The sequence below is a fragment of the Spiroplasma endosymbiont of Polydrusus formosus genome (assembly GCF_964263245.1).
Classification (GTDB): domain Bacteria; phylum Bacillota_I; class Bacilli_A; order Mycoplasmatales; family Mycoplasmataceae; genus Spiroplasma.
The window spans coordinates 496,262-521,793 of the sequence record NZ_OZ181656.1 but is presented as its reverse complement, the minus strand read 5'-3'; the positions used below and the strand labels follow the sequence as shown (position 1 = coordinate 521,793).

The following is a 25,532-nucleotide window of genomic DNA, read 5'->3' as shown; positions in this document are numbered from 1 at the left end:
TTTTAAGTTACAAATTCAACAAAATACAACAGTCCAAGACAATAGCACAAGTTATGTAATGATTGATGAAAAAGATATTTTAATTAATAATATTTCAAAACAAAACAAAGAATTTTTAGAAACATTAGATTTAAAAATAGTATCTATTAATGAACCAATTACTGAAGACAACAAAAATGAATGCTATATCATTGAAGAATATAAACGCCCTTATTCACCTGATGGTGTTAATATTATTAAATCTACCCATTTAGTTAAAATAACTGATTTTAAGTGAAAAAATCAAAATAGTATTCATTTAGTATTACAAAAATCATTACCCGAAGATACACTATTTACTGGAATTGAAATTAAATATCCTAAATCAATGTTATTTGGAAATATTAAATGCTGAGGCAATGTTAATGGTGTTTATTCTTATCCATCATCAATAGTTGAAAATGCTAGTTTAGTACCCTTGTTATCAATGCCGATTGAAACAAATCCTAATTTAAGAATATTTCAATATTGATTTACTGATATTTTTTTACCCTGATTTATTGCAAAAATATATATTCAACCAGATAATATTTTAAGTTTAATAAAAAATAATGGTTTAGAAAAAGTTTTATTAAATTATTTAACTTACCGTTATAATTATGATAGAAAATTTTAGGGTGCAAAATATGATGAAAAAAACAATCCTACAAATAAAGCGGCTGAATTACGCCAAAAATTTGAAGGACAAAAAACCGAAGAGGTAATTGATGGATTATTTGAAAATTGAAAATTAGACAATCCAAGTGAATTACATAAAACATATGTAAAAAGATTTAAACAAGTGATATACATGTTATCAAATTATAACATATAGTAAATATGCAATTAATAAAGGTTATAATGATGATATTAAATTGTTTTCTCCTTATTATTTTGAATTAATATCTAATCCAAGAGAGGAAAAAACTGGATATTGAGAATTTGAACATTGCAAAGTTAAATTAAATTCATCATATTTTAATTTTAGTGGTGGTTCTAATCCACCAACTCCAATAAATTATTGAGAAGAGATTTATGCAAGTGATAAACCATTTATCATCTTTCTCATTAAATGGATTTTTCTTGTGGTGCTATTCATTCTAAAATACCATCTTTTGTATTTATGTTATGTTTTTCTTTTAAATCTGATAATTCTTTTTCAGTATATTTCAGTGTATTACAAGCAACTAAACTGATAGTGCTTGTTCCAATTAAAGTGATTGTTCCTAAAAGACTTAATATATTTTTCATTTTTATACATCAACTAATTTTGTTTCACTACTAGAATCTTGCTCAAATCCACAAGTATATTTTGTTGCCATTTTTCTTGTTCAAGTAATTGAATTGTCTTGTTGATTTATTTTAAATTCTTCTGGCAAGATATCGTTTTCTTTTAAAGATTGCATAATATCTTTAATTGAAGCATTTAATATCTCAGAATTATTATTTTCATCAATTATTAATGCACTAATTAAGCCATTAAATTTTTTTGTTAAATTTCAAAAATCTTCACAAGAATATTTATAAATTTTACTATTATAAATAAGTTTTTTCTTAGGGAGAATTATAATTGATTGAGATTTAATTGTTTTTTTATTAACTTCTTTTTTTTCTTCTTTTCTCGTATTTGAAGAATTAAAACTATTTTCTAAAGTTACCTCAATAGATTCAGAATTTTCATTTGAATAACCATATTCTGTATTAATAGTTGTAGTAATTTTTGCGCCAATTCCAAATATTTTTGTTTCAGCTTCCCCACTTACACTTAATCCTATATTGAAATTATGAGAATTTGTTGTTGTTTGTGATTTTGTTTTACCACTTGTTGTACTTAATCCTTTTTGAATTTCAATTGATTTTGAAATTTCTTCACTTATTTCATCGTCTGGAGAATTATAGATTATTTCTTTTTCTGAAATATTTGGCTTTTCTTCATGATAATTATAAAAAGGCAATAATATTTTTTTATTTGGTTTTGAAAATATTTTAATTGCTTTTGTTTCTATAAAATTTAAATTACTCAAATCTATATTTGATATGTTTTTAATTTTAGAATTTAAATTTTGTTTTTTATAAAAAATAAATAACCCTTGATTTAATAAGTTTTGTAAATCAATAACATCAGATTTAATTAATTTTAATGGCTCATATTCGTATATCTTGCCATAACGAGAAAAAAATATAACTTATTATCAAATGAAATAGAGGAATTGAATTCTTCGGTTGTTGTAATAACAACTTTTTGTTGATTTGTACCAAAATTATATTCATATACTTTATTGTCACTAGAACCAAAATATAATTTATTATCTAATACAACACCGTGCGAAAAAATATCGTAATAATTTTTTTAAATATAATTTTTGTTATTCCAAAAATATTATTTTTATTTCCTCTTTTAACTCGATTTAACTTTTCTAAATTATTTGTATTAAATTCTTCAATATCAACAATATTTTCTAATTTATTCTTTTCTTTTTGATAAGGACTAGCAGCAATTGTTGTTGGTACAGCAGTTCCACTAATTGTTAATACACTTAATAAACTTAAAAGTTTTTTCATTTTATATAATTTCCTTTCTTTTATCTTGAAACTTTTTATCAAGATCTATTGACATTATATATATATATATATAAGCAATTTTTAAGCATATTTGAGAAAGGAAGTTATTTAAATGATTATTATTTGTGATTATATTGTATTAAATCTGGGCTCGCGGGATTTTCTATAGTTTGTGAAAAATGCCTTAAAGTTTAAAAAACTTTTGCGCCGCTTTTCAAAATCCTTGGGAAAAATTCTAAGCGTTAAGCGAAGAATTTTATTAAAGGTTCCCAAATTTGTTTGAAATAATCTCAAAACTTTTTTAACCTGTGAGTCACTTTATCACAAAAATTTAATAAAATCAACCGCTCGCCCAAAAACAAAATAGTTATAATCCCATTTTAAAACGATATGGATAAGAACCATAAAACAAAGCATCATATGGGTCATGGTACATTTTAATGTCGGGTTTATTTATTTTGGTATCACTAAACCTTAATTCACTAATACACTTATCTAAAAATGGAAAATTATTTAAAATGCCATATATTTTGCCTTGGACAAACATTTTTCTTATTCATGTTACACGATTGATTATACCCGCTTCTTTATTCAACGAAGTTTGATGTTTTTTAGCTTTAAACATTTTAATTTTATAACCCAAATAAGGGTAAATATCTTCTTGCAATTTTTGCATAAAATCGTGGGCATTAATATCATAATGAAATGTAGCATATTCAAAACCATCAAATTTATCAAAAGTATTGATTATTCATTGGCTGTAATATTCGACTATTTCATTTAAATTCATGGCGTTTTTTGGGGTAACAACATTTTCTTCAATTAAATATTTATCATATTCATTATTTTCATTAATTTTATAGCCACTAAATAAAAATACTGTATGGTCTTCACTACCATTAGCATAATCGACACCAATTGAATAACTATCAAATTGATATTGTTTTGTATTGGTATTATAAAAATCTTGCAAGTTATATTCTTGGATATATTTACGATAATTTCGTAAAACATAAATGCTCGGGTCATTATCGTTATATTCAAAACCGTAATATTCAAGTTTAAATAAATCGGGTCGTTCTTCTTTATTTGCTAAAACAAGTTTTTGAAGAATATCCGGAATTTTGTTTCAAACAGCACCCATAGTTAAACGCAAATTAAAAACACCCAAACCTTTAAATTATTGTTTATTTTCTGAATATACTTGATTGTGTTCTTTTAAAATATTTTGCATTCTTTCATTTAAAGGTAAAAATGGCGTTACAAATTTTTCATAAAAGACATGGTATTTATCAAAATGGTTAAAAGTAAATTGATTAGCATATGTTTTATGAAAATATGTTGTTACTGTTATGTATTGTTTTGCTATGTTGTTTCATTCTTGAAATGTCCAAGATAATTCTTTTACTGCAATATAATTATCTAAATTATATTGTTCGTTGCCATTTTCATCAGTATATTTTTCATAAGACACTTTTAAACTTTTACTCCGAAACATTGAAACTCTTAAATTATTATATCTTTTATCTAGTTCTTTATCCGTTAAGATTTCTTTTTCTTCGGCATGGATCATTTCATCAGTTCAGGCTGAGATAATACCACTGCCTTTCCCAACTTTCCCCATAATTTTATTGCCATTCGCATATCCCGCAAAAGTAATGCGAATACCACTAGGAAAAACAATTTCACCACCCTCTTTAACATTTTTAAGGTCAAAACACCACACACACAATACCATTTTTCATTGTCGGGTCCTATATCAATCCCATATTTATCATATAAGTAATTACAAACATTAATGGTATCACCAAAGGTGGTGTCTCTTCGTGGTATTGGTGTATCTTCGTAAAATGATCAACGAAGCATCAGTAAAATTACAAGCAAAAAATAACTTTTCTGCCAGATGATTTCATGTTTTATTAGCACCTCTTCCAGTGGAAACAAATTTTAAAAAACAGGGTGAAGTAAAATATCGTGCATAACTATCGCCAACAAAGTCTTTAAATACCTCTCAATCAAAACCAAAATTATAGTCACTAAAATTCAAATCATATTTTTTATTTAAATGTTCATAACTAGTAATTCGGTTTTTTGGTGTTAATTTTTAGTAAAGTCTTGCATTTTTAATTAGCCTCCTTTTTTTGATAAGATTATATGAAGTATTAAATATCATAATTTAAAAAAATCGTTTAATTACGAAAGGAAATTATAAAATGGAATTAAAACAAAATTTATTAGGAAATTATAAAGAAAATAAAAGAATAGAAACAAAAAATGAAACTAAAAATTTTTTGATTGAAAGAGATAATGAGATATTTAAATTATATCAACAAGGACAAATATTACAAGGATATAAGGTGATATCAAAATTGCCAAAAACAATTAAAACAGAATATGGATATTTTCCTATTAAAAGAAGATTATATGTTAAATATGATGAAGAAAAAAAAGAAAATATAAATCGTTATCCTTTAGATGAAGAATTAGGTTTAAAAAAATACGAAAGAATCGAAATAAATTTAAAAGATAAATATATGTCTTTTATGGGTGATGGAAAAAGATATAAAGATATTTTACATACAACAGATAATGCAAATATTAGCGAAAGAACAATATCTAATATTTTTAAAAATACCTATTTAGAAGAAACCGATTACATTAGTAATAAAAATAACAATAAAATTAAAATTCCAAATAATGTTTTATATATTCAAATTGACGGAGCTTTTGAACCAATTCGAGAAAATAAAAAAAGAGTTAAAAATAAAATATTTCTTGCTACTATGCATGTTGGTGTTGATGAAGAAAAGTCAACAAAAACCAAAATAAAAATGAAAAAGAAAAAAGGCGTTTTCCAAATGATGAATAAAAATCATAAGAATAAAAATAATAAATCTAATATTGATAATTTTATTGATAAAATTTTTAAATTAATTGATACTTATGATATTAATGAAGATACTAAAATATTAATATTAAGTGATGGTGAAAAACAAATTAAAAAAATTTATAGAGCAGTAAAAGCAAAATATAAAAATAACAAGGTATCATATAGTTTAGATAAATTTCATCTTACAAGTATATTTAAAAAAATATATCCCTTTCAAAATAAAAATAGGGAAAATAGAGAAGCACATCATAAAGCTGTTGATTATTTTTTAATGGTAAATATGAAGAATTATTACGGTGTTTAGAAGATAGTAAATTTTTTATAAGCGATTCTAAATTAGATTTTTTGAATAAAGCTATTACATTAATTAAAAATAATAAAGAAGGCATTGAAAACCAAACATTATAATATAATATTGGTTGTCATGTTCATGTTGAGGGTGATGTATCGCATTATATTAAGGCCGTTAAAGGGCGTGGCGCAAAAATATATTGTAAAGAAAAACATTTATAAATATGTTAATTGCTTCAATGTTAAGACTTAATAATCAAATTAATGATGAGAAAGTTGATAAAACTAATAAAAATAATAAAGAAAAAATTGAATTTAATATTTTTAATTTAAATCAATCTCAAAATCAATTTTTATCTTTATAAAAAATAAAAAAACCTTTTAAAATTATTACTAATTTTAAAAGGTTTTTTTATTGTATCAAAATTCATAAATTTATAAATTATTTTTTCAACTAAAAATTATATTTTTAAAAAAAGTTGAATTTTTTATAAATTTTGTTATCATTTAGTCATAAGCGAAACTTAATTTGTTTCTAATTACTTAATTTTATTAAAAACCTAAGAATAATGAGTACTACCCATTTTGATCATAAATACTTATTTAATTTAAATGTTCCAAATTTATAATTATATTTTTTATACCACTTGTATCAATAATTAATTATCACTCAATTTAAATTTCTTTTTTTTCAATTATAAACTTATTCTAAAATAAAATCAACTTTTAAATTATTGAATTTGTTTAACTATTTTTTACCAATATTTTTAATATATACATTACAATAATATTCATTATAGTTATTATTATATGTAACACCATAAATTAATTTTTAATGATTAATAGTTAACAAGTTTATATTTTATTTTTTCAATAAAATTACGATATTTTTGATATTCGTTAAGTTTTATAAATAATAATTTTAAAGACAATTCATTTAATATTTTTTTTATTTGATTCTAAAATAAAGTTATTTTTAACATTTTAAAAAATAAAAACAATGCCAACATTATTAAAAAATGGTTAATATATTACTAGTGTTTTGTAAGTCAATAATTTCCATTATTATTTGTTTTTATTTAAATGTTTATAATTATCATAAAATGATAACTCCTATTTATTTTATTTCCTATTTGTCTAAGTATTTTATTTGTTGCTTCTTAAATATCCATGTTATTTTAAATATTAAAATTATTATTAAATGTATTATTATTATTATTTATATTTTTTTATTAAGAGTTGATTGTTATAATGTTGATTTTTTAATTTCTGGTAACGTTGGGATTTGAACATTTACTAATCCAACTGTTAAATATTTTAGCCTTGTTAATACTTTGTTTATTAGTCATATAATACTATTTAAAATTTTAATTAAAAAATTAAATGGAAGTATTAAAAAAAGTTATAATTGCTTTTCCAACCTTAGCAAAAATAGATGATAATCGATTAAAAAGTGTAAAAATTGGTTTTAAAATTGAAATTAATGCTTTAAATAAATTTTTAAGTAATTTAATAACTGAAATTAATAATTGTTTACAAATATTTCCTAATTATTTTAATAATTATTAAAAATCTTCATTTTAGGCTAATAAAGGTACTAATAAAGCACCAATAATATTTATTTATATTTTTTTTTCCCCTCCAATTTCCCCTATTGAAGATGATAGCCCTTAAAAAGGCTGTTTTTAATAAATTAATGGTGTTTTTTAATAAACCTCCAATATATATTAATTTTCCGAATATTAATACAAGTGGATGCCATAACTGTTAATATACCTAAAATTTTAAATATTAATTCTTTTTGGCTAACACTTAAAGGATTAAAAATATTAGTTTATAAACTAATATTTTTAGCAATAAATCTAAATTTTTGTAAATTATCAGTTGAAATATTAATTTTTTGTGCTTTTTTATTTAATTCTTCACCAAATAAAATCGTATCTTTGTTATATTTTTAAAATAGCTTTAATACCAGTTAATGGTATTTTAATATAAGCACTTAACTTTTTACATATATCTGATAATTTGTTTCCAAATTTAATAAATTTATCGCCATTTATTTTAGATAGTTGTTTGTTAGTTTATTTTAAATCGCCATTAAATTTAATTATATTACGATCAATCCTATCGATGGTTAAATTTGTAAATTCAATTTCCTTGGTAATTTATTAAATTTCTTTTGTAATTGAGATAATTCAATATTTAATTTTTTAATTTGTTTTTTATCTGTTGCATTTTTAAGTGTTATTTCAGTTTTTAATTTAATTTAAATATTATTTTTGAAAATCTAATTTTTAATTTTACATCATTAGTATAATATGACTGTAAATATGTTTCTTTAATTTTATCTTTATCATTATTAGATAATTTTGTTATTTGAAGTAAAAATTTAATATATCCACTAATTTTACCTTTTTCAGTTATATAACTATTATGATAATTTCCGTTTGGCAAACCATTGATATATGTAATAGGTTTAAATATTTTAATTTTATTAGTTATTTTTTTCGTATCTATTGTAAAAATATTTGGGAAATTAACTTTATCAGTTTTTGATAAACTCTATTTTTGTAAAATTATGTTAGATAACAAACCAAAATCAGCATAATAAGAACTACGACTATCAATTAATTTAATATTTCTATTAGGAATAAAATTATCTATATATATATAGTTTTTTATACATTCAATTTGTAAATTATTAAAATTACTTATTTCAATCGTTTTATAAGCATCTTGAATTTACTAACACTTTGAATTGTTGGTTCAATTTGTTTTAAATCAATTTCAGTTTCATAATAACCATTGTATTTGGATTTATCATCAAATAAATTAATATATGTATTATGCTCATTCCCCGCTTGTTTTTTTTTTGCATATTTTGTGATGGTGCTATAATTTTGTTGGTTAATAATGGCTAAATTGTATTAGTACCTCAAATATCTTTTGTATATTATGAATAATTATATGGCACTGGTGGTAATACATATTGTTGGTAATTAAATGTTGGTATTTCATAATCATGTGGTAATAGAAAAATAGTTTTATAATTAGTTGTCATATCACGTAAATAATTATTTAATACACCTTTTGTTTTACCACGAAAACTTCATACTGATAAACGCAAATAATCTTCTTTGTTATTTGTATGATGGTTATCAGCATAAAAGATAATTTCAAAATTACCTTTATATAATGCTTGAATTGAAAAATATCAATTATATAACTACAATTTGTACCATCTGGTGTTTGTAAGAATTCGCATTAATTATCTTTTTCACTATCACTAACTGGTATTTGAGTATCTACTTCTTTTGTACGTTCATTAATTTAATAAACTCGGTTAGTTTTTTTATTTAATTGTTTTAGATTATATGTTTAATAAACTATATTGTTTGTTGTTTTACCATCCTTAGTTAAAACAGTACTTACTAATTTATCAGTTAATAAAGTAGTAAAACCTAAGATAGTAGCATTTGCTCCAAAAATAGCATTAACTTTATTATTACTTTGTTCTATAAATATTTTCAAATGGTAAATAACCTTTATCTTTCACCTTATCATCTCAAAATGCATCATTATAAAAACTATAAACATTAGCACTCATAAAACCCCCCATTTAATCATTAAAAATTAGGTCAAGTTTTTTAATATTGATTAATAAATTAATAACTCAGCCTCACGGAATACCAAACGAAATAAAGTTTAATAATTTACCAACTTAACCCGGTATCGTAAAAGGATTAAATACTAACTTTTTCGTATAGTTTAAAGGTAAAACAGTAACTTAGCGATTAATAAAATTATTAATATTTAAAATATCATCAAAAACATTGTGTATTACATTTTTATTGCCTTTATTATAAGCAGTTATTAAATTATCATCTAATTGACCATATCAATGCATACGGTTTTATCATTTTTCTTTCAATTTAATATCAAAATTATCTTCTAAATTAAATTGTAATTTATAATAATTGGTCATAGTGGGTAAAATATTTAAAATAGTTAAAGTTGATAAAAACAAAGGATTAGGTTCATTTATCGTTTTTCAGAAAGGGACTATACTTAATTTATTTTTAAATTATCGAACTAAAACAGGTCTAATATTATCTTTAATTTGTGTTTTACTTTGTCCAACAACTACTTCATTATTTTTTGGTCAACCTTTAATAACTATTTTATCTTTGGTACAAATTAAATTTAAAATAAAACCACTATCTGATTGATGATAATTTAATCAAATATCAGCACCTTGTTCAATTTCATTTATTTTACTTACACGAGATATGAAGTTAAAAGGGTTGATTAATAAATCAATATTTCCATCACCAGTTTATAATAAACCAAAAATATTTTTACCAATTAAACTTGCTGTTAATTAATTTTTATCTAATTTTTCTTTTATTTTATAAGTTTCATATCATCAATTTAATTTTTCTAAAATGTCTTTACAATGTGATTTAAATAAAATATCTTTACCATTCATTAATCGTATTTGATGGCGAACAATAATATTTGTTAAATTAATTGTTCAATCATAATTATAAAATTTTAAAATACTATTAATATCATTTGAGTTTGGTAAACTAAGGAAAGTATTATTTACGGTTATTTTTCTCCTTTAATTTTAAGATAAGTGCATAATTGATAATATTTACTATTAATAAATTTGGCTTATTTGTTAAAACTTGCACACATACTTTAATTTTTTGATATTTTTTAATATATTCGTTATATAAATTTAATTTACATATTGCGATATTATCTTTTTTTAATTATTGACAAAGTCTTTTTTAACTTGTCCACAAACAAACATATATGGTCTTTTGCATTTATTACACTCTCATCATGTATTTACATGAATATTTTTTTTAATTAAGTTATTTAATCCCTTTGTTGTTATAATTTATAATCTGCTGAACTATTATGTTTAACCATTGATATTAATTCAAAATGTAAAGTATAAAAATCACTATCAAATTTATCACATCATATGAGTATAACATTCGTTCGTCTCTGGCATTTGGTTTATCTTCTCATTTAATTAATTAATATTGTGTTCTACTTACAGGACATTTTTCTCATAATCATTTTAATTGGTTTGTATTTATCAACATTGTAAATGTTTCAATACGATGTCTTATTTTAAATTTCTGTTTTTGTACTGGTTTAAATGTCATATATTGCCCAAAATAGTAATTATATTTTTCTATATTTAAACTTTGTAATGTTGAATAAGCACTATTATCAACATTAATTGATATTCCTTATTGTATTAAATTAAAGTATTGATTTAATTGATTGTTATAAAAAACTATAAAATATCTTTTACTTATTATAATTCAATTTTAAATTGCTGTGTAGCATTTGAATGCGTATATTCTGCTATTTTATATGCTTTTTTATAAAATTTAATTATATAATCAAAAACTAGTAGTAGTAGTAGTATGTACTTTTGATTAGTAGCATTAGTAATATCAACACCACCTAATAATTTCGTTGGTTGAATAATATCGGTTACTTTCATAATATAAATATGTCTTGCAAAGATTGATCAACTAGTGTTTGTCTCTGGCAATCCTCAACTCCATGCTTTTGCTCTTTCAATATCCAATTGTTGCGATCTTAATTGTTCATTAATTTTATTTTGTGGTAATTCATAATTAAGTCTTCAACTAGAATTATTAATAATAATTTTCATATTTCATTTTTTAATATATTTAATTTGTTCATATTTACTATGCATTATTTCTTCATTAAAAGTTAATAATTCATTACAATAGCCAACAATATATCGTTTTAAAATTTCAGGATTACATGTATTAATTGTTATTTTATTTTGATAATCACGAATAGCAAACTATAAATCACTTAAATCTTTTTGTTAAAATTGGTCACATTCTTTTCTTCAATCAATAACTAATTTATATTTATTCAAATCAACAAATGCTTTTAATTTTTATTTTCGACTTGGTGAATGCAAATTTTTACAATATATTTTGCTATCATTTGATAAAGTAAAAGTAAAATTTGATAAATTAATACTATAAGGTATATTATTTTCATCCAACATATTTCATATATTTTGAAATATACTATCTTTTAAAGATCTACTCTAATACACACTAGCAATTATACAAATTGGTTCTTTAATTAATAAATTAATTTTTAATAATTCAACCAAACATTTTAATATTTGATATAGTCTAACCACTACGTTGTGTACCAATTTGATTAATTTAATTAACTAATTCATATTTCTTGGTAAATGCGATATTTATTGCCAATACTACTATTTTGTAATAATCAATAAGGAATTTATAACAAATAAGTAAAATTATTAAGCATTATTATCATTTTCTTTTTTTAATATCTCTAATATTAGTTTGTAAATTAACTATTATTTACTGTTAATTATTTAAGTTTAATTATTTTTCAAATTCTTTTTCTTGCAGTGAATACTTACCATTAAATGCACGCTGTCAATATAATCTAGTACCTTCTGGTGTTTTAAACATTTTTTAAATAAGTTCACTTTCTATTTTATTAACTTGTTTTTCAAGTAAAGGAACTATTTTATCGCTCGCATAAGTATCATATCTTAACTTGCGAAAAAGGTTGAATTTATTGGTTAAATTATTTAAAGTATATAAAAAATATATTATATAAAAGTAATTTATCACGTCAAAACTGCTCTATTTTACGCTCAAATGTTCGTAAACTTGTTGTGTTTTTGGATTAAATTATTTCATTTTTACTCCTTTTTGCATATTAAAGTTACTATTATTTAATAAATATGATTAAATAAAAGAGTAAATAAAAATTATAAAAATGTAACAAAAGAACCAAGTTTGTTTTTTAATTATCTATATTTTACATCAAAATAAAAAAAGTAAATTACTTTACTTTTTTTATTTTAGTATACAAGCATAAAGAGATACAAATTTGATACTTGTTACATTATAATAATATATCTTTAAAGTTATTTGTTAATACCTTTTTAAAAAATTCGTTTATACACGAATTTAAATAAAAGAAATGGAGATATAAATATATGTAAAATTATAAACATTTAATATTTGATGAACAAGATTTTTTTTAATAATTTATTGTTATATGATACTTGTAAAAATAAAAATGGTTCGATTAATTTATCTAGAATAGCACGACAAACAATAAGAGATATTAATACTATTTAAAGATAAATTAAACAATTTAAAAATATACAAGATTTATAAAAGATCATAAACAAAAGCGTAAAAAATGTATTTAAAAAATACTTGAATTTACAAAAAAAAAAAAAACAATTAAATTTTATTAATAGAAGATCTAATGTTTATCGTGATTCTCCATCACAACTTATCCATTGTTATTTTATAAAGTTTGGTATTAAATTTCCTGCTTGTGTTAAAACATTATATAAATGAATCCGCTTAGGAAAAATATGGTTAATAAAAGAAAATTTGCCTCATCGTGGTAAAAAATATAAAACAAAACAAAAACCTGATAATAGTGGAAAATTAATTAATTTTAAATCAATTTGAGATTTTGAAAATAAAAATCTAATGTTGGTTAATTTCAAATGGATATAGTAGTTGGTAAATATCACCAATTTAACAAGAGATACAAATTTGGAGCTTATATCTATGACAATGCCAATCCTTTAAATAAAAATATTATCTGGTAAATAATTTAACAAGATATAAATTTGCCGTTTGTATACAAACGGCATTTTGAATTATTTTTAAATTAACTAATTAAAGTTAACAGTTTTCTTTTTTGTTATGAAAGTTTCATTTGTAAATCTACTCATTACTTTTATAATAATTCTTTTGATGCTTGAATATCTTTTTGTAATAATGTTCAATCATTATTTTAAATTGGTTTTTTTTACTATATTTTATTAAATAAATTATTAAAAAATAACTAAAATTACCCCTAATAAAACATATGAAATTGCTGTTATTGTTTTCCCTCTATATATTTTAATGTTATATTTTATTATGAAATAATTTTATTTATAAACTGTTAAAACAAAAAAAAAAAAAAATAAACTCATTAATCTTATGATTTTATTTTCATTTTATTAAAAAGTAACATTTAATTTGTAATTTGGAACGTATGTCATTTCAGATGCTAAAGCATTAGAGACAGCCAAAATTTTTGAACCTGGTTTAGCACTAACTATTGCTCCTGACCCGTTATTTGTAAAGGTTACTGAAATTTCATCATATCAAATTGCTTTATATTGATCAGCAAATTCTTTTCCTAATAATTTAGTAACAAGTTCATAACGAAGTTCATCTTCATTTTCTTTTGTATAAGTCTTATCTAATTTAACAGTAATTTCTTTCGTTCCTGTTGGATCCGCATTATCCTGATTTAAAAACTTTCGAGGTGTTGTATAAATTTTAAAATTAGCTGATAATGTCGATAAATTGATAATACCTTCAACTTCAGCTTTTATTTGTAATGTTCCTTCTCGTTTTTCATTAATTTCTAACTTAATTCCGTCTTTCAAAATTGCATTAAACATTGCTGTAAACATTGCTAATTTATATAAAACAATAAAACGATTTCGATCCCCAACAAATTCCATAATAGCTGCTATCATTGACGTTTTTTCATCTGTTGGTTTATTTTGATATTTTATTCAAAGTTTCTCAGTAATATAAATATCACCTATATTACTCAAAGGGAACGCCTTTGGAAATGTAACTGGTTCATCAACAATTTCAACTGCTGAGCCAGTAAAGTTACCGTCAATTTTCGGGGTAATTATTCATTGTTGAGTATTATCTTGATCAAATTTTACATCAACATCGTCAAAAGTAAAATTTGTTCCATTTAAATTATTAATAGCCATTAATACTTCTGATGCTTCTAATTTTACCTTAACGTTATTTTTTTGTTCACCATTCTCATATGGTAGTGAAGTAAAAGTAATAATTTTGCTAATATCATTTGTGGATCATTTTAAATTAATTTCTTTTGTTAAAAAAGGGCGGTTTGGTGCATCCGGCATAAAACGAATTATTGCTGTTTTCATACCTGGTGCTAAGTCAACATCCAAGTTATCAACATTATAACCTTGTTTCTTTAAATTTGCTTTAATAGTTGCTATAGTTGGAACCCCAGCACCTTCATCTCCTTTATCGATGTTATGACACGCTGTAATTGTGTTAGTAATCGGGGCTGTTATTGCAAAAGATGTTAAAATCATCATTAATTTTTTCATTATTTTATTCTCCTTTAATTTTATTTTAATAAATTTTTTCTAAATAAGAAGTAGCAAAATTGTTGATCGTTTAATTTTAAAAAGCTTTTTCCTTCTAATATTTTTCATAAATTATTGTGTTGCGGTAGTATTGTTTCCTTTTTAAAAAGTGGATTGGCAACCCCTTTATGACACTTTTTATGGACTGTTGTTTTATAAATTCAATAGGAAGAGTGCATCCATTTTAGTAAATAATAATAAAAAGTATTTACTATTTTTTTAATTATATCTTTTTCTTTACGATTTGAATACCATGTATTTCATTTTATAACATTTTTTATATATTCTTTTTGTTAATTATATATTTTATTATTGATTGTATCTTTCTTAAATAATGAATTAAAACCTTATATAACAATATTATCTGCACATCAGTATTTTTTCCTTATTGAAATTATAATACCATTAGATAAACATTTATCGTGATAAATAGCGGATGTGTATTGATATCCGTGATCTGAGTAAATGAATTAGCAACCCCTTTTAGGACATTCTTATATGGTCTGTTTTTTATAAATTCAACAACAGGTATTAAATAATTTAAACTACTGTGAATTCGAATATTGTTATATCAATGCACAAAGTCAAATAATTTGTATTTTAATTGGGTTAAATTTATAAATTTTTGCCTCTTGACAAATTATTTTTTAAAACTTTTGTAAATTTTTTCAGCCCCAGCATTATCATAAAGATAGCCTTTATTGCTTAATGATTGTTTGATTTTAAAAATATTTAAGGTATTGTCAATGATTTTATTTTTAAATTCATTGCCCCAGTCAGTATGAAATAACGTAATTTGTTTTAATGGTCTTGTAATTGAATAGAAGGTTTCTTGCGCTAATTGTACTATTTTGTTTGTCTCGACACTATAGCTAATTATTTCACAATTAAACAAATCAATTAACAAACAAAGATAATGTCATTTAGTACCACATTAAACATATGTTAAATCATTAACAACAACTTCATTGGGCTGTTTATTAATTAAATTCACGGTTTAAAACGTTGCTAATTTCGTCGTTATTAACCACCAAATTATGATTACGATATTTTAATTTGGTGTATTTAGATACTAACTGATTTTTAATCATAATTTGGTGAATTTTTCTTCGCGATAAGATAATATCTTTATGATTAAAAAGCTTTTTTAATTTTACAAGATCCATAAATTTTACGATTAACATTAAATGCGCTGATAACTTTTTGTTCATAATTATTAACATCAACCATAGCCACATTTATTAATTTGATAGTAATATGTTGATTTTACTATCTTTAATTTTGATCTATTTGACCAATTTTTCGCATGGAACATTTTTCTTTATTATTGTTAATAATTTCTATTTTTTCATCAACCATTAGCACCGTTCTCTTTAAAAAGTTGTTTTTCATTATAATTGGATTAATTATTTTCGCAAGGCAATCTCACAAAGTTCATTTTCTTCAACAGTGTGATTATTTTTTTGCTTTAAAAGATCCAAAATTATGAAATTTTTCAATTCACTGATATATAGTTGATTTTGACACCTTATATTATTTAAAAATTTCAAGAATGGTTTTGCCATTTTGATAAAGTAAAACAATTTGTTTTTTAAATTCATCGGTATATGAATTTATTATCATTTTTATATTCCTACTTTCTTCATAATTATATTTTGTTTGAAAGTTAATATAAATATGATCCAACTTATTGTAACCTATTCAAAAATAATAATCAAATATAACCTGAATATGTAAGAAAAATGAGAAGAAAAATGAAGTATAAACATAATAAATAAATAAAAATATAATTAAATATCTTGATTTAATTAATCGTAAATTAAATGATATAAAAACAAGGTTTTCATTAATGTTACTAATGTAACATTTTTAATTTAAAAAGAAGAAAGATATTATCAATCAACAATTATTGATGAATATACTAAAGAAATAGTTGATGTAAAGTTATCTAAATATAACAACACTAAATTAGTAATGGATAATTTAAATGATGCAATTAATAAAATAAAATTGATAAAAAAAGATTTGAATGGCATAATAATTATGGATATGTTACAATATTAATCAAACTGATTTAGATAAATTACTTGTAAAGGTTAATTAATTTAACCCAAATAATTCAGTAAATTCAATAATTTATTTAATTTTTAAAATGATTTTTAATTTTTTTAAGAATTTTACTGATACAACAATCTCCTTTAAAATAAAGTTTTATCAAATCAATGTTATAGATGTCAAAGTTATTGTTCCTAAATTTAAAATAAAAACAATAATTGATGATAAAAATATTACAATTAAATTATTTCGGAATCAGTATGCTAATGGTGAATATCCAGATTATTATGTAAATTTTACTTACAATAACTTTGGGTATAGTTTTTTTAAATTTGATAAGGAAGAAAATAATAATCCCGATGATGATTATTATCAATTTTTACAAACATTTGAATTAAAGTAAGTTAATTTTTTTATTAAACATTAGAAATTTAAAATTTTTTAGAGTTTTCTTATATAATTAATAGTTATTTTTGGATTACATATTTTATTTTTAACAATTTTACATTTTACATTAATTTAGGAATAATGTTATAATGATATGAGAAAAATATAATGAAAGATACGAGGTTTGTGGTAATGAAAATATCTGTTTTAAAAAAGTATCAAAAATTTATTAATATTTTCTTTATTGTTTTTATTGGTTATATTTTATTTTCATCATTTTTTTCAATTATTAATATTGCTGATAATTATAGTTTTGTAAATATTACATTAAATTTATTTTATTTTGTTTTAACTATTTTTATTTTTCTTTTTTTTATGGGAATTTTAGTTAATTTTAAGCAAATGAAAAAAACAACAACCTCAGCCTGAAAATTAATTTTATTTTTTAATTGAAAAATTATTGTTTTATGACTTTGTAATATTCTCTTAATTTTATATATCTTGTTTTTTAGTCATACTTCAATAATTTCTCAATTGCAAAATATTATTGTATATAAAGCAATGTATTATTTTTTAATTATTTTATGTTATGTTTTTTATGCAATTTTTACAATCGGTTTTATTACCATGTTAATATTATTTAGTTTATATATTGGTTATTTTAAAAAGATTAATGATGTCATTGCTTCTAGTTGTTATATGTTTGGTAAAAATACTTTAACTAATATTTTGTTTTGACAACACCATCAGTTAACAATCTCAATTTTAGCCATAATTTGTCAAAATTTTAAATTAAACCAATTATTTATTGAAATAACTAGTATTATAATTAGTATTATTGATAATTTTCGCAAAACAGAATTGTTAACACAATTTAAGAAACAAATAAACCCACCCAATTTTATTTTTAACTAAATTCAAATAATAATAAAAAAAGAAAAGAAAGAGGGTGGAAAAATGCCGGGGTTTAAGTTATTATTTAAAAACAATTTTAAAAACACGGTTAAAAATAAAATTCAATTTATTAGCTTAGTTATCTTAGTTTTTTTAACTAGTTTTATTTTTACAATTATAGAAGTTTCAAAACAACGAGTAGATAATAACTACAATAGTTTTATTTCTGATCAACAAAGTAATCAACATGATTTTGTTGTTAGTTTTAGTGAAACTACTTATATTAAAAATCAAAATATAAAACCTGACCAGTTTGAAAAAATTACCGATAATGCCTTACGCCAAAATGCAATGTTGAAATTTGTTAAACAAAAATTAAGTAATAAAAAAGAAAGCTTTGATTATAATCGCGTAGAGGCACGAACATTTACCTTAGGAAATAATAAAATTATTAAAGCAGTAACATTAAATTCTTCTCAAGAAATTGATAAGTTTATTGTAGAAAATGGAATGCCGTTGAGTTTTTATATGCAATATTTATCATCAATTAGGCGAGAAACAATGCATTGAATTTATTTAACTCCCGAGTTTGCACTAAAAAATAAGATTAAAATTAATGATATTGTGCGATTACAACCAGATCGACACGGAACTACCATTAAAGTTGTCGATAGTGAATTGGAAAATGTTGATTTAAGTTCATATCAAAAAAAAGATATTAATAAATGATTGCCACATTCCCCTTATACAAAAGAAAATTGATTTCGCGTAGTAGGTTTTGGTCAATCGGCGGATTATGTTACACCAATTATTGATTCATCTCATCCATTTCCAAATATGCGAGACGAAGGGATTGCTTATTTAGATCCACGGTTATTTGGTTTAGTTGAGGAAACAGTGGAAGACACAGATAGTAATCAATATCTGGTAACAAAGTTAGATTTAACAAAACAAGTTTTAATTACGAAAAGTCAATTAGAACGAGAAGTTTATTATGTTGGAAAATTCCAAAAAACAAAAGTTAATCAAACTCGCTGTGTCTATAGTAAAACAATAAATAATTATTTAAATAGTGATCAAGGTAAGGACATTGGTTTACAAGGTTATTATGTGAAAACATTAACAACAGGAGTTCCTATTGTTACTTTTCGAACCGATAATAGTTATGAGTTTGCGAAGCGAATCACATATTTTACTTCAACATTAAATGCTTTTATTAATGCTTCGTATATTTTAATTACCATTTTATTAATTATTTCATTTTTTGTCTTAATTTTAGTTGTTCGTCGGCAAATTGATGCAACAGGACCCCAAAATGGTTTATTACGAGCATTGGGGTATCGTTGTTGTGTTTTAACCCCTAGTTATATTTCCTATCCGTTAATGATTGTTTTGATTGGTGGAATCGTTGGTTATGGAACAGGAATTAGTGGTCAATTTACTGTTAAATATTTATTTGGTTCTTATTTTAATCTACCATATGGTAATTTTGTTTTTGCTCCGTTATCATTAATAACTTGTGTCTTATTTATTTTTGCCTTGTTAACTTGTGTAACAATGATTAGTGGCACAATTATGATGGTTTCACGAACACCATTACAATTAATTATAAAAGAAAAAACAGTGTCAAATGGCTGTTTTAAAAAAGTTGTTTATAAAATGTTTGCAATTCGAAAAACATTTGATGCTCGTTTTCAAGCAGTTCAATTATCTAATTCAATCGGAAAAATGATTGGAGTATCATTAACAATGATTATTAGTACCATAATGATTACGATGTCGACATCAATTCCAATTATTTTACATAATAATATTAGTTATTCATATAAAGGTGATAATTATCAAACATTAATTGAATACAATAGTCAAGTTTATAATTTACCAACAACTTTTTTAAAGACATATGATCCAACGCAAAAACCATGAGATATTAATAATAGTTTGCTATCTAATACAAATATGACTAAAGATAGTGACCAATATTTGTTTGATTTAGTAACAGGGCAAATTAACCCAGAAAATTTTGCCCCAACATATCAAGCAGAAGATATGCGTTCGTTATTATATCGTAATATTTCAAAAGAATTTTTGCAAAGTAATAAATTAACTTCAAGTCAGCCTAGCTTAGCAAAAGCAATTTGTACGACAACATGAAGTGATTATAATGATTTTGTTTTAAATATTTTAACAAAATCAACAATTGAAGAATATTTGCGAACAACAGAAACTGCTCGCGAGCATATTAATGCTTTAGAAAAATATCGTTTATTTTATTGAAAATATCGAGAAACAGTTGGTCTAAATATTAAACGAGAATCGTATTTTGATGCAAAGGGTAATTTAAATTTAGATGATAAAAACGCGCAGTTAAAAGATAATATTTTTACAAAAAGTGATTATCAAAGCTATTTTGGTCAAGGAGGACTATCAATTATATTAGCAAATAATCATTTTCGTCCTGCATTAGAGCAACCATTATCAGAATCTTTTTATGATGTCTTAGATTCATCAACCGGAAACGAGTTTAATGTGCGGTTTAAAAAACCAATGTATGATTTGTACAATTGAATTTACGCTTATTTTGTTGAAAATGTTAATCAATGTTTTATTCAAGGGGTGTATTCACGTTCACCACAAACAGTTCGCATAAAAATGCAAGAAGCCTTTAATCAACAGAACAGTAATTTCAATTTAGGCCTTGGTGTTGTTCCATTTAATCCCTTAACAGATGATCGAGGAACAATGATTCATGCCGAAACAAATGGGATTAAATTTGAAATTTATGGAATTAATAAAACTTTTAAAAATCAAGCATTAATTAATAAAGATCAAAAACGTTTAAGCGAAAAATTATTTGTTCCAAGTGACAATATTATTTTAAATGAAACTTTAGCGAATCGGTTAAATGTTACAGTTGGCGATCAAATTGATCCTAATCTGATTATGAAAGCCTTAGTTGCGGCGGACCAGAAAGTTACCGCAGATCAAATTTTACAAAGTTGAGATGCTAGTGATGTTACTGGCTATGATGTGAAAGCACAAGGCCGTGTTGGGAAATTAATGTTTAATGGTGATAATAAATATAAAAACAAGGTTTTAAAAACTGCAGATAGTGAAAATGTCTTAGAAAGTAACCTTGATGCGCTTTATCCTAATTTTACCAAACCAACAATTTTAAACGATAAAATTGTTAACGGTAATTATCGGGTAAGTAATCAAGAATATAATCAATCATTTACGATTGTTGGAATTACTAATAAATATGGTTCACCACGGGCTTGAATTAATGAAAATCGCGCGCAAGAATTATTAGGATATGATAAAATACGAAACTATTTATTACGATTATTTTTAAATGAATGAACAGATTCTTTTATCAAAAATAATTTATCTGAGGAAAATAAAAAAAGTTTAGCATTATTAGAGGATTTTATTAGAGTTCATCCCGCCAAACCAGATGAAAATGATTTATGAAAAAACTTTGTTGCTTATTGAACAACAAAACAAAGCGCAGTTGATTGAATTGCAGTGTTTGAAAATACATATCCAATTTTTAATTATAAAATTTCTAATAGTGCTAAAATTGATGATATTGAGACCGGATTAGGAACAAGTCAATTATTTGGTGACTACAGTTTTTATGGCTTAAATGGGGGTATTAAAAATGACACTACTTATCCATCATACGCAAATAGTCCTTTTAGTAGCTTAATATCAATTACACAAGCTAAAACAACTTTATATAATATTTCAAAAGCCATTAATGGTATTGTCTTCTTTATTATTGTAATTTCTTTTGTCCTAAGTTTTATGATTATTATTTTAACAAGTAATATTGTTATTGCAGAGAATCAGACAATTATTGCAACAATGAAAGTATTAGGGTATCGTAACAGGTATATTACAAAACTAGTTGTTGGAATGTATATTCCTATTATTGTAATAATGACCATTGTCGGATTTGGTTTTGGATGGTTATCTTTAATTATTTCAAACATGATTTTAATTCGGATTGGCATTGTTTTACCACTATTTATCAATATTATTATTCCAATTATTGCAATTGGTAGTGGTTTATTACTATACTTTATTGCATATTTAATTAGCTGATTTAATATGAACCGGATTAATCCATTAATTGCAATTATGAATGCTGATTAAGGAGAGAATAAAATGAAGAAATTATTAGCATTGATGGGAGTTGGTCTTGTAACATTTGGACCAACAATGGCATTAGTTAGTTGTAATAAAAATGATAATTGAAATAGTATTCCAATTGATTCGCCGATATTACCTGTTGAAGTAATTGGTTTTGCAGGAATTAATTTTAAAACAATTAATCCGCAGAATAATAAACAAACAATCCCAGACATATTAGATCAGTTAACACAATTGTTTATAGGAACACAATGAAAATTTGAACAATTAACAAAAAATTATAAATTTAATAATCAAACAAAACCAGTTGCACAAATTGATTTACATCGTAATGGGCAATATGAATTAAATTTTAATGATGGAACAAATGTCAATACCATTAAAATTAACAAAACAGTAATGACTTCAAATCATCTTACTGATAAAGTAAAAAGTACTAATTTAGGGCAAATTACTGATACTCGTCCCAAAACAATTTTAATTGCCATTATTTTTAACAATATGCAACTTATTTCAGAATTAGATAAGTTTGGTGAGTTTTTTATTGGAGAACAAGTGCCAGAGATTTGAAATAAACAGATTGAAACAGCCGCTAATATTGAAGTTAATGCTGATCAAACAGGGGCAACTTTAAATACAGGCAAAGATAATTGGTTAAAAGATGATAATCCATCAACAGATTATTATGGTTCAGTTAATATTCGTTTTTCAGTTGTAACTCTGCCACCTCCAGCAGCAAAAGAAGATTTGGGAAAAATGAAGTTAAAAACAAGTTTAGGAAAATTACCAAAAGTGACAATTTTACAAGTAATGATGATGTTCATTAGTGTTAACTTTGTTAGTCAGTTAAAGTGGTTAAGTGTTTTGTTAAATGATTTATATTTAGATATTAATATCGATCAAAAAGAGGGAATAATTACAACATATGTCAAATCAGATTATTATACCGGTAAAGTTAACATAACTTTTAGTTAATTTTTAAAATCACTTAAAGAAGACTGTACCTCAAAAAGTAAGTAAAATAAAAAAGATTTTACTAAATTTTTATAAAGGGTGAATTTTTATATGGCAAGAAAATAACAAAAATATAACAAATATACATCAGAATTTAGAACAAAAATCATTGAGGAAATTAAACAAAAAAGTTGTTGAATAGCAGCAAAACAATGTAATCTAAATGCAAATACATTATAATCTTGATGAGCAAATAATAAAAAAAAGAAAATAAACAATCATAAATGATCTAAAATATCTTTTACCAAAAGAGATTTTTAATATTATAAAACAAGGTATGAGTTACTAAAAAAGCTCCATGACTTTTACAATTAAGCAAACCAATAATTGTCTCTTTTATTAAACAAAATTGTCATTAATATTCAATAAAATTATTACTAGAAATAACAAGGTTAAAAAGTAGTTATTAAGATAAATATAAAAATTATGACATTAACAAAAAAAGCAATAAATGATATTGTAAAAGTCTATGAATAAAATTTAAAACAATTTGAATATCGAATAAGTACTAAATATTTTAAGAAAGATTATGATATAAAATATAATTCAAAAAAATTTTTTAAGGATTATGTGTAATAATCAAATACAACCTGAATATGTAAGAAAAATGAGAAGAAAAATGAAGTATAAACAGAATAAAGAAAAAAGTTTATTGCAATATCTTGATTTAATTAATAGTAAATTTAATAGTATTAAAGAAAAATTTAAAGTTTTATTTACTAATGTAATTTATTTAATACTTTGTTGAATTTATAAAACAACAGTTCATATAAAAAGTGTCATAAAAATGATTTCCAATCCAAATTACTTAATTTTATACAAAACCTAATAATAATGAAGATTATAATAATATTTTTAGATTTAATGTAAAACTTAATATGAATTTTAAATCACAAAATCCAATTAATTTTTATAATTTAATGATTTTCTTGGCATTGGATTTATTTTCAATACTATTTTATTTAAGTCATCTTGAGAAAATATTGATAAATATATTCCTTTTGGTAAATTTTTTTCAAAATTTAATTATTATTTTCGTTTAATTCTCTTTAGCCAGGACAACCGTTATCAGCAAAATAAACTTTTATTTTAAAAATATTTTTAAGTTTTTCACTTATTAAATTCTTTACCACGATCAAATGTAATTGTTTTTATTGTACCAGGTGGTTTGTTTAAAATAAATTTTATTATACTTTATATGACATCTTTGCTTTTGCTATTATTTAGTTACTAACGGGATTGATGTTTTAAATCATATATTGGCTAAAGTTATAATTGCTATTTTATGGTTTTCACCAACTATAGTATTTCTTTTTAGATTACCAGAGACATTTATTGCTTTAATATTTGAAAATTCAATATTACTTTGTAAATTATTGGTGAGATTGTGGTGAAGATGCCCATACATTGGAACATTTTTTATTCAGGTTAATTTATAGTGAAATGATAAATATAGTTTTTCAATTTTTTAAAAAAGCGATATTAATTACTTAAATGAGAAAAATTTTGATATAATTAAATGTGCGTGAGATGAAATAATTATGAATATTACTATTAACTTATTGAAAAATATTGATAAAATAATTAGTGGTGATTCAACCTGGCAAGGTTTTTCCGAACAAGAACTTGCAACGTATCAAGCAGCAGATCAAGCTAACTCATTACGAGAACAATTACACGAAAAATTAAAAACAATAGGGGAGGAAAAATAATGGCGGTACCATTTAGAAAAACATCCAAACAGGCAAAAAGAAAACGCCGAACACATTTTAAATTATTTGAAGCAACTTTGATAGCATGTAAAAATTGTGGAGCATCAATTAAACCACATAGAGTTTGTTGTGAGTGTGGATATTATAAGAATAAAGAAGTTGTTAGAGTTAATTAGGAATAATAGTTAATTTTTTTAAAAAAGAACCCTAAAGAGCGTGCTCTTTAGGGTTCTTTTTTAAAAATTTTTACAACAAATATATCATAACAAAA

At 23.1% G+C, this 25,532-nt stretch carries 28 protein-coding genes; 13 read left to right on the top strand and 15 right to left on the bottom strand.

Translation table 4 applies throughout. The annotated features are described in order from the left end of the window. Window positions 1–58: 58 nt before the first annotated feature. Window positions 59–655 carry a hypothetical protein gene (locus ACE38S_RS02705; RefSeq protein WP_374696277.1) on the top strand — a complete coding sequence of 199 codons (597 nt, stop codon included), beginning with the start codon at window positions 59–61 and terminating at the stop codon, window positions 653–655. Between the two features lie 431 nt (window positions 656–1,086). On the opposite strand, the gene ACE38S_RS02700 is transcribed toward ACE38S_RS02705, so the two are convergent. From ACE38S_RS02700 to ACE38S_RS02675, 6 genes are all read right to left on the bottom strand, one after another. Next, entirely contained in the window at window positions 1,087–1,269 is a 183-nt protein-coding gene (locus ACE38S_RS02700; RefSeq protein WP_374696276.1) for a lipoprotein, read from the bottom strand. A 2-nt stretch (window positions 1,270–1,271) separates the two neighbouring features. Beyond that, window positions 1,272–2,042 carry a hypothetical protein gene (locus ACE38S_RS02695; RefSeq protein WP_374696275.1) on the bottom strand — a complete coding sequence of 257 codons (771 nt, stop codon included), beginning with the start codon at window positions 2,040–2,042 and terminating at the stop codon, window positions 1,272–1,274. Window positions 2,043–2,328: 286 nt separating this feature from the next. Next, the gene (locus ACE38S_RS02690) at window positions 2,329–2,580 is read right to left on the bottom strand and encodes a hypothetical protein (protein ID WP_374696274.1); all 252 of its coding nucleotides are present in this window, start codon (window positions 2,578–2,580) and stop codon (window positions 2,329–2,331) included. 367 nt (window positions 2,581–2,947) lie between these two features. Next, a complete protein-coding gene (locus ACE38S_RS02685) occupies window positions 2,948–3,736 on the bottom strand; it encodes a hypothetical protein (RefSeq protein ID WP_374696273.1) in 789 nt (262 codons plus the stop codon). Window positions 3,737–3,760: 24 nt separating this feature from the next. Beyond that, window positions 3,761–4,306: a hypothetical protein gene (locus ACE38S_RS02680; RefSeq protein WP_374696272.1), complete on the bottom strand. Its 546-nt coding sequence runs from the start codon at window positions 4,304–4,306 to the stop codon at window positions 3,761–3,763. 69 nt (window positions 4,307–4,375) lie between these two features. After that, window positions 4,376–4,627, bottom strand: coding sequence for a hypothetical protein (locus ACE38S_RS02675; protein WP_374696271.1), 252 nt, complete (start codon window positions 4,625–4,627; stop codon window positions 4,376–4,378). Window positions 4,628–4,793: 166 nt separating this feature from the next. Here ACE38S_RS02675 and ACE38S_RS02670 point away from each other — a divergent pair, with 166 nt between their 5' ends. From ACE38S_RS02670 to ACE38S_RS02660, 3 genes are all read left to right on the top strand, one after another. Next, the gene (locus ACE38S_RS02670; protein ID WP_374696270.1) at window positions 4,794–5,774 is read left to right on the top strand and encodes a hypothetical protein; all 981 of its coding nucleotides are present in this window, start codon (window positions 4,794–4,796) and stop codon (window positions 5,772–5,774) included. A gap of 226 nt (window positions 5,775–6,000) precedes the next feature. Next, window positions 6,001–6,126: a hypothetical protein gene (locus tag ACE38S_RS02665; RefSeq protein ID WP_374696269.1), complete on the top strand. Its 126-nt coding sequence runs from the start codon at window positions 6,001–6,003 to the stop codon at window positions 6,124–6,126. A 1,018-nt stretch (window positions 6,127–7,144) separates the two neighbouring features. Continuing rightward, window positions 7,145–7,330 (top strand): hypothetical protein, encoded by a 186-nt coding sequence (locus tag ACE38S_RS02660; RefSeq protein WP_374696268.1) that lies wholly within the window; start codon window positions 7,145–7,147, stop codon window positions 7,328–7,330. A 687-nt stretch (window positions 7,331–8,017) separates the two neighbouring features. Here the strand turns inward: ACE38S_RS02660 and ACE38S_RS02655 are convergent. The 3 genes from ACE38S_RS02655 to ACE38S_RS02645 all read right to left on the bottom strand — a co-directional run bounded on the left by ACE38S_RS02655 (window position 8,018) and on the right by ACE38S_RS02645 (window position 9,292). Continuing rightward, on the bottom strand, window positions 8,018–8,215 hold the full coding sequence (locus ACE38S_RS02655) for a hypothetical protein (protein ID WP_374696267.1): 198 nt from the start codon (window positions 8,213–8,215) through the stop codon (window positions 8,018–8,020). A 499-nt stretch (window positions 8,216–8,714) separates the two neighbouring features. Then, window positions 8,715–8,888 (bottom strand): hypothetical protein, encoded by a 174-nt coding sequence (locus ACE38S_RS02650; RefSeq protein WP_374696266.1) that lies wholly within the window; start codon window positions 8,886–8,888, stop codon window positions 8,715–8,717. Window positions 8,889–9,139: 251 nt separating this feature from the next. After that, the gene (locus tag ACE38S_RS02645) at window positions 9,140–9,292 is read right to left on the bottom strand and encodes a hypothetical protein (protein WP_374696186.1); all 153 of its coding nucleotides are present in this window, start codon (window positions 9,290–9,292) and stop codon (window positions 9,140–9,142) included. Between the two features lie 455 nt (window positions 9,293–9,747). Here ACE38S_RS02645 and ACE38S_RS02640 point away from each other — a divergent pair, with 455 nt between their 5' ends. Further along, window positions 9,748–9,996, top strand: coding sequence for a hypothetical protein (locus tag ACE38S_RS02640; protein WP_374696265.1), 249 nt, complete (start codon window positions 9,748–9,750; stop codon window positions 9,994–9,996). Window positions 9,997–10,812: 816 nt separating this feature from the next. Here the strand turns inward: ACE38S_RS02640 and ACE38S_RS02635 are convergent. Continuing rightward, a complete protein-coding gene (locus ACE38S_RS02635; protein ID WP_374696264.1) occupies window positions 10,813–10,944 on the bottom strand; it encodes a hypothetical protein in 132 nt (43 codons plus the stop codon). A gap of 155 nt (window positions 10,945–11,099) precedes the next feature. Then, complete coding sequence (locus ACE38S_RS02630; RefSeq protein ID WP_374696263.1) at window positions 11,100–11,510, bottom strand: hypothetical protein; 411 nt, start codon at window positions 11,508–11,510, stop codon at window positions 11,100–11,102. Window positions 11,511–13,044: 1,534 nt separating this feature from the next. Here ACE38S_RS02630 and ACE38S_RS02625 point away from each other — a divergent pair. Continuing rightward, window positions 13,045–13,356, top strand: coding sequence for a hypothetical protein (locus tag ACE38S_RS02625; protein ID WP_374696262.1), 312 nt, complete (start codon window positions 13,045–13,047; stop codon window positions 13,354–13,356). Window positions 13,357–13,850: 494 nt separating this feature from the next. Here ACE38S_RS02625 and ACE38S_RS02620 read toward each other — a convergent pair whose 3' ends face one another. From ACE38S_RS02620 to ACE38S_RS02610, 3 genes are all read right to left on the bottom strand, one after another. Beyond that, on the bottom strand, window positions 13,851–15,002 hold the full coding sequence (locus ACE38S_RS02620; RefSeq protein WP_374696261.1) for a Vmc-like lipoprotein signal peptide domain-containing protein: 1,152 nt from the start codon (window positions 15,000–15,002) through the stop codon (window positions 13,851–13,853). A gap of 679 nt (window positions 15,003–15,681) precedes the next feature. Then, window positions 15,682–15,948, bottom strand: coding sequence for a hypothetical protein (locus ACE38S_RS02615; RefSeq protein WP_374696260.1), 267 nt, complete (start codon window positions 15,946–15,948; stop codon window positions 15,682–15,684). A gap of 73 nt (window positions 15,949–16,021) precedes the next feature. Beyond that, a complete protein-coding gene (locus tag ACE38S_RS02610; RefSeq protein WP_374696259.1) occupies window positions 16,022–16,207 on the bottom strand; it encodes a hypothetical protein in 186 nt (61 codons plus the stop codon). A gap of 986 nt (window positions 16,208–17,193) precedes the next feature. Between ACE38S_RS02610 and ACE38S_RS02605 the strand changes: the two genes are divergently transcribed. The 5 genes from ACE38S_RS02605 (at window position 17,194) to ACE38S_RS02585 (ending at window position 24,378) form a co-directional block, all read left to right on the top strand. Then, window positions 17,194–17,499 carry a hypothetical protein gene (locus ACE38S_RS02605; RefSeq protein ID WP_374696258.1) on the top strand — a complete coding sequence of 102 codons (306 nt, stop codon included), beginning with the start codon at window positions 17,194–17,196 and terminating at the stop codon, window positions 17,497–17,499. Window positions 17,500–17,651: 152 nt separating this feature from the next. Next, complete coding sequence (locus tag ACE38S_RS02600; RefSeq protein WP_374696257.1) at window positions 17,652–18,398, top strand: hypothetical protein; 747 nt, start codon at window positions 17,652–17,654, stop codon at window positions 18,396–18,398. A 42-nt stretch (window positions 18,399–18,440) separates the two neighbouring features. Continuing rightward, a complete protein-coding gene (locus ACE38S_RS02595; protein WP_374696256.1) occupies window positions 18,441–22,538 on the top strand; it encodes an FtsX-like permease family protein in 4,098 nt (1,365 codons plus the stop codon). A 12-nt stretch (window positions 22,539–22,550) separates the two neighbouring features. Next, window positions 22,551–23,510 carry a hypothetical protein gene (locus ACE38S_RS02590; RefSeq protein ID WP_374696255.1) on the top strand — a complete coding sequence of 320 codons (960 nt, stop codon included), beginning with the start codon at window positions 22,551–22,553 and terminating at the stop codon, window positions 23,508–23,510. A gap of 658 nt (window positions 23,511–24,168) precedes the next feature. Further along, the gene (locus tag ACE38S_RS02585; RefSeq protein ID WP_374696254.1) at window positions 24,169–24,378 is read left to right on the top strand and encodes a hypothetical protein; all 210 of its coding nucleotides are present in this window, start codon (window positions 24,169–24,171) and stop codon (window positions 24,376–24,378) included. A gap of 390 nt (window positions 24,379–24,768) precedes the next feature. Here the strand turns inward: ACE38S_RS02585 and ACE38S_RS02580 are convergent, their stop codons facing one another. Next, window positions 24,769–24,957 carry a hypothetical protein gene (locus tag ACE38S_RS02580; RefSeq protein WP_374696253.1) on the bottom strand — a complete coding sequence of 63 codons (189 nt, stop codon included), beginning with the start codon at window positions 24,955–24,957 and terminating at the stop codon, window positions 24,769–24,771. 133 nt (window positions 24,958–25,090) lie between these two features. Between ACE38S_RS02580 and ACE38S_RS02575 the strand changes: the two genes are divergently transcribed. Beyond that, on the top strand, window positions 25,091–25,261 hold the full coding sequence (locus ACE38S_RS02575) for a hypothetical protein (protein WP_374696252.1): 171 nt from the start codon (window positions 25,091–25,093) through the stop codon (window positions 25,259–25,261). Continuing rightward, a complete protein-coding gene (rpmF, locus tag ACE38S_RS02570) occupies window positions 25,261–25,437 on the top strand; it encodes a 50S ribosomal protein L32 (RefSeq protein ID WP_374696251.1) in 177 nt (58 codons plus the stop codon). The genes ACE38S_RS02575 and rpmF overlap by 1 nt, the downstream gene beginning before the upstream one ends. Window positions 25,438–25,532 lie beyond the last annotated feature (95 nt).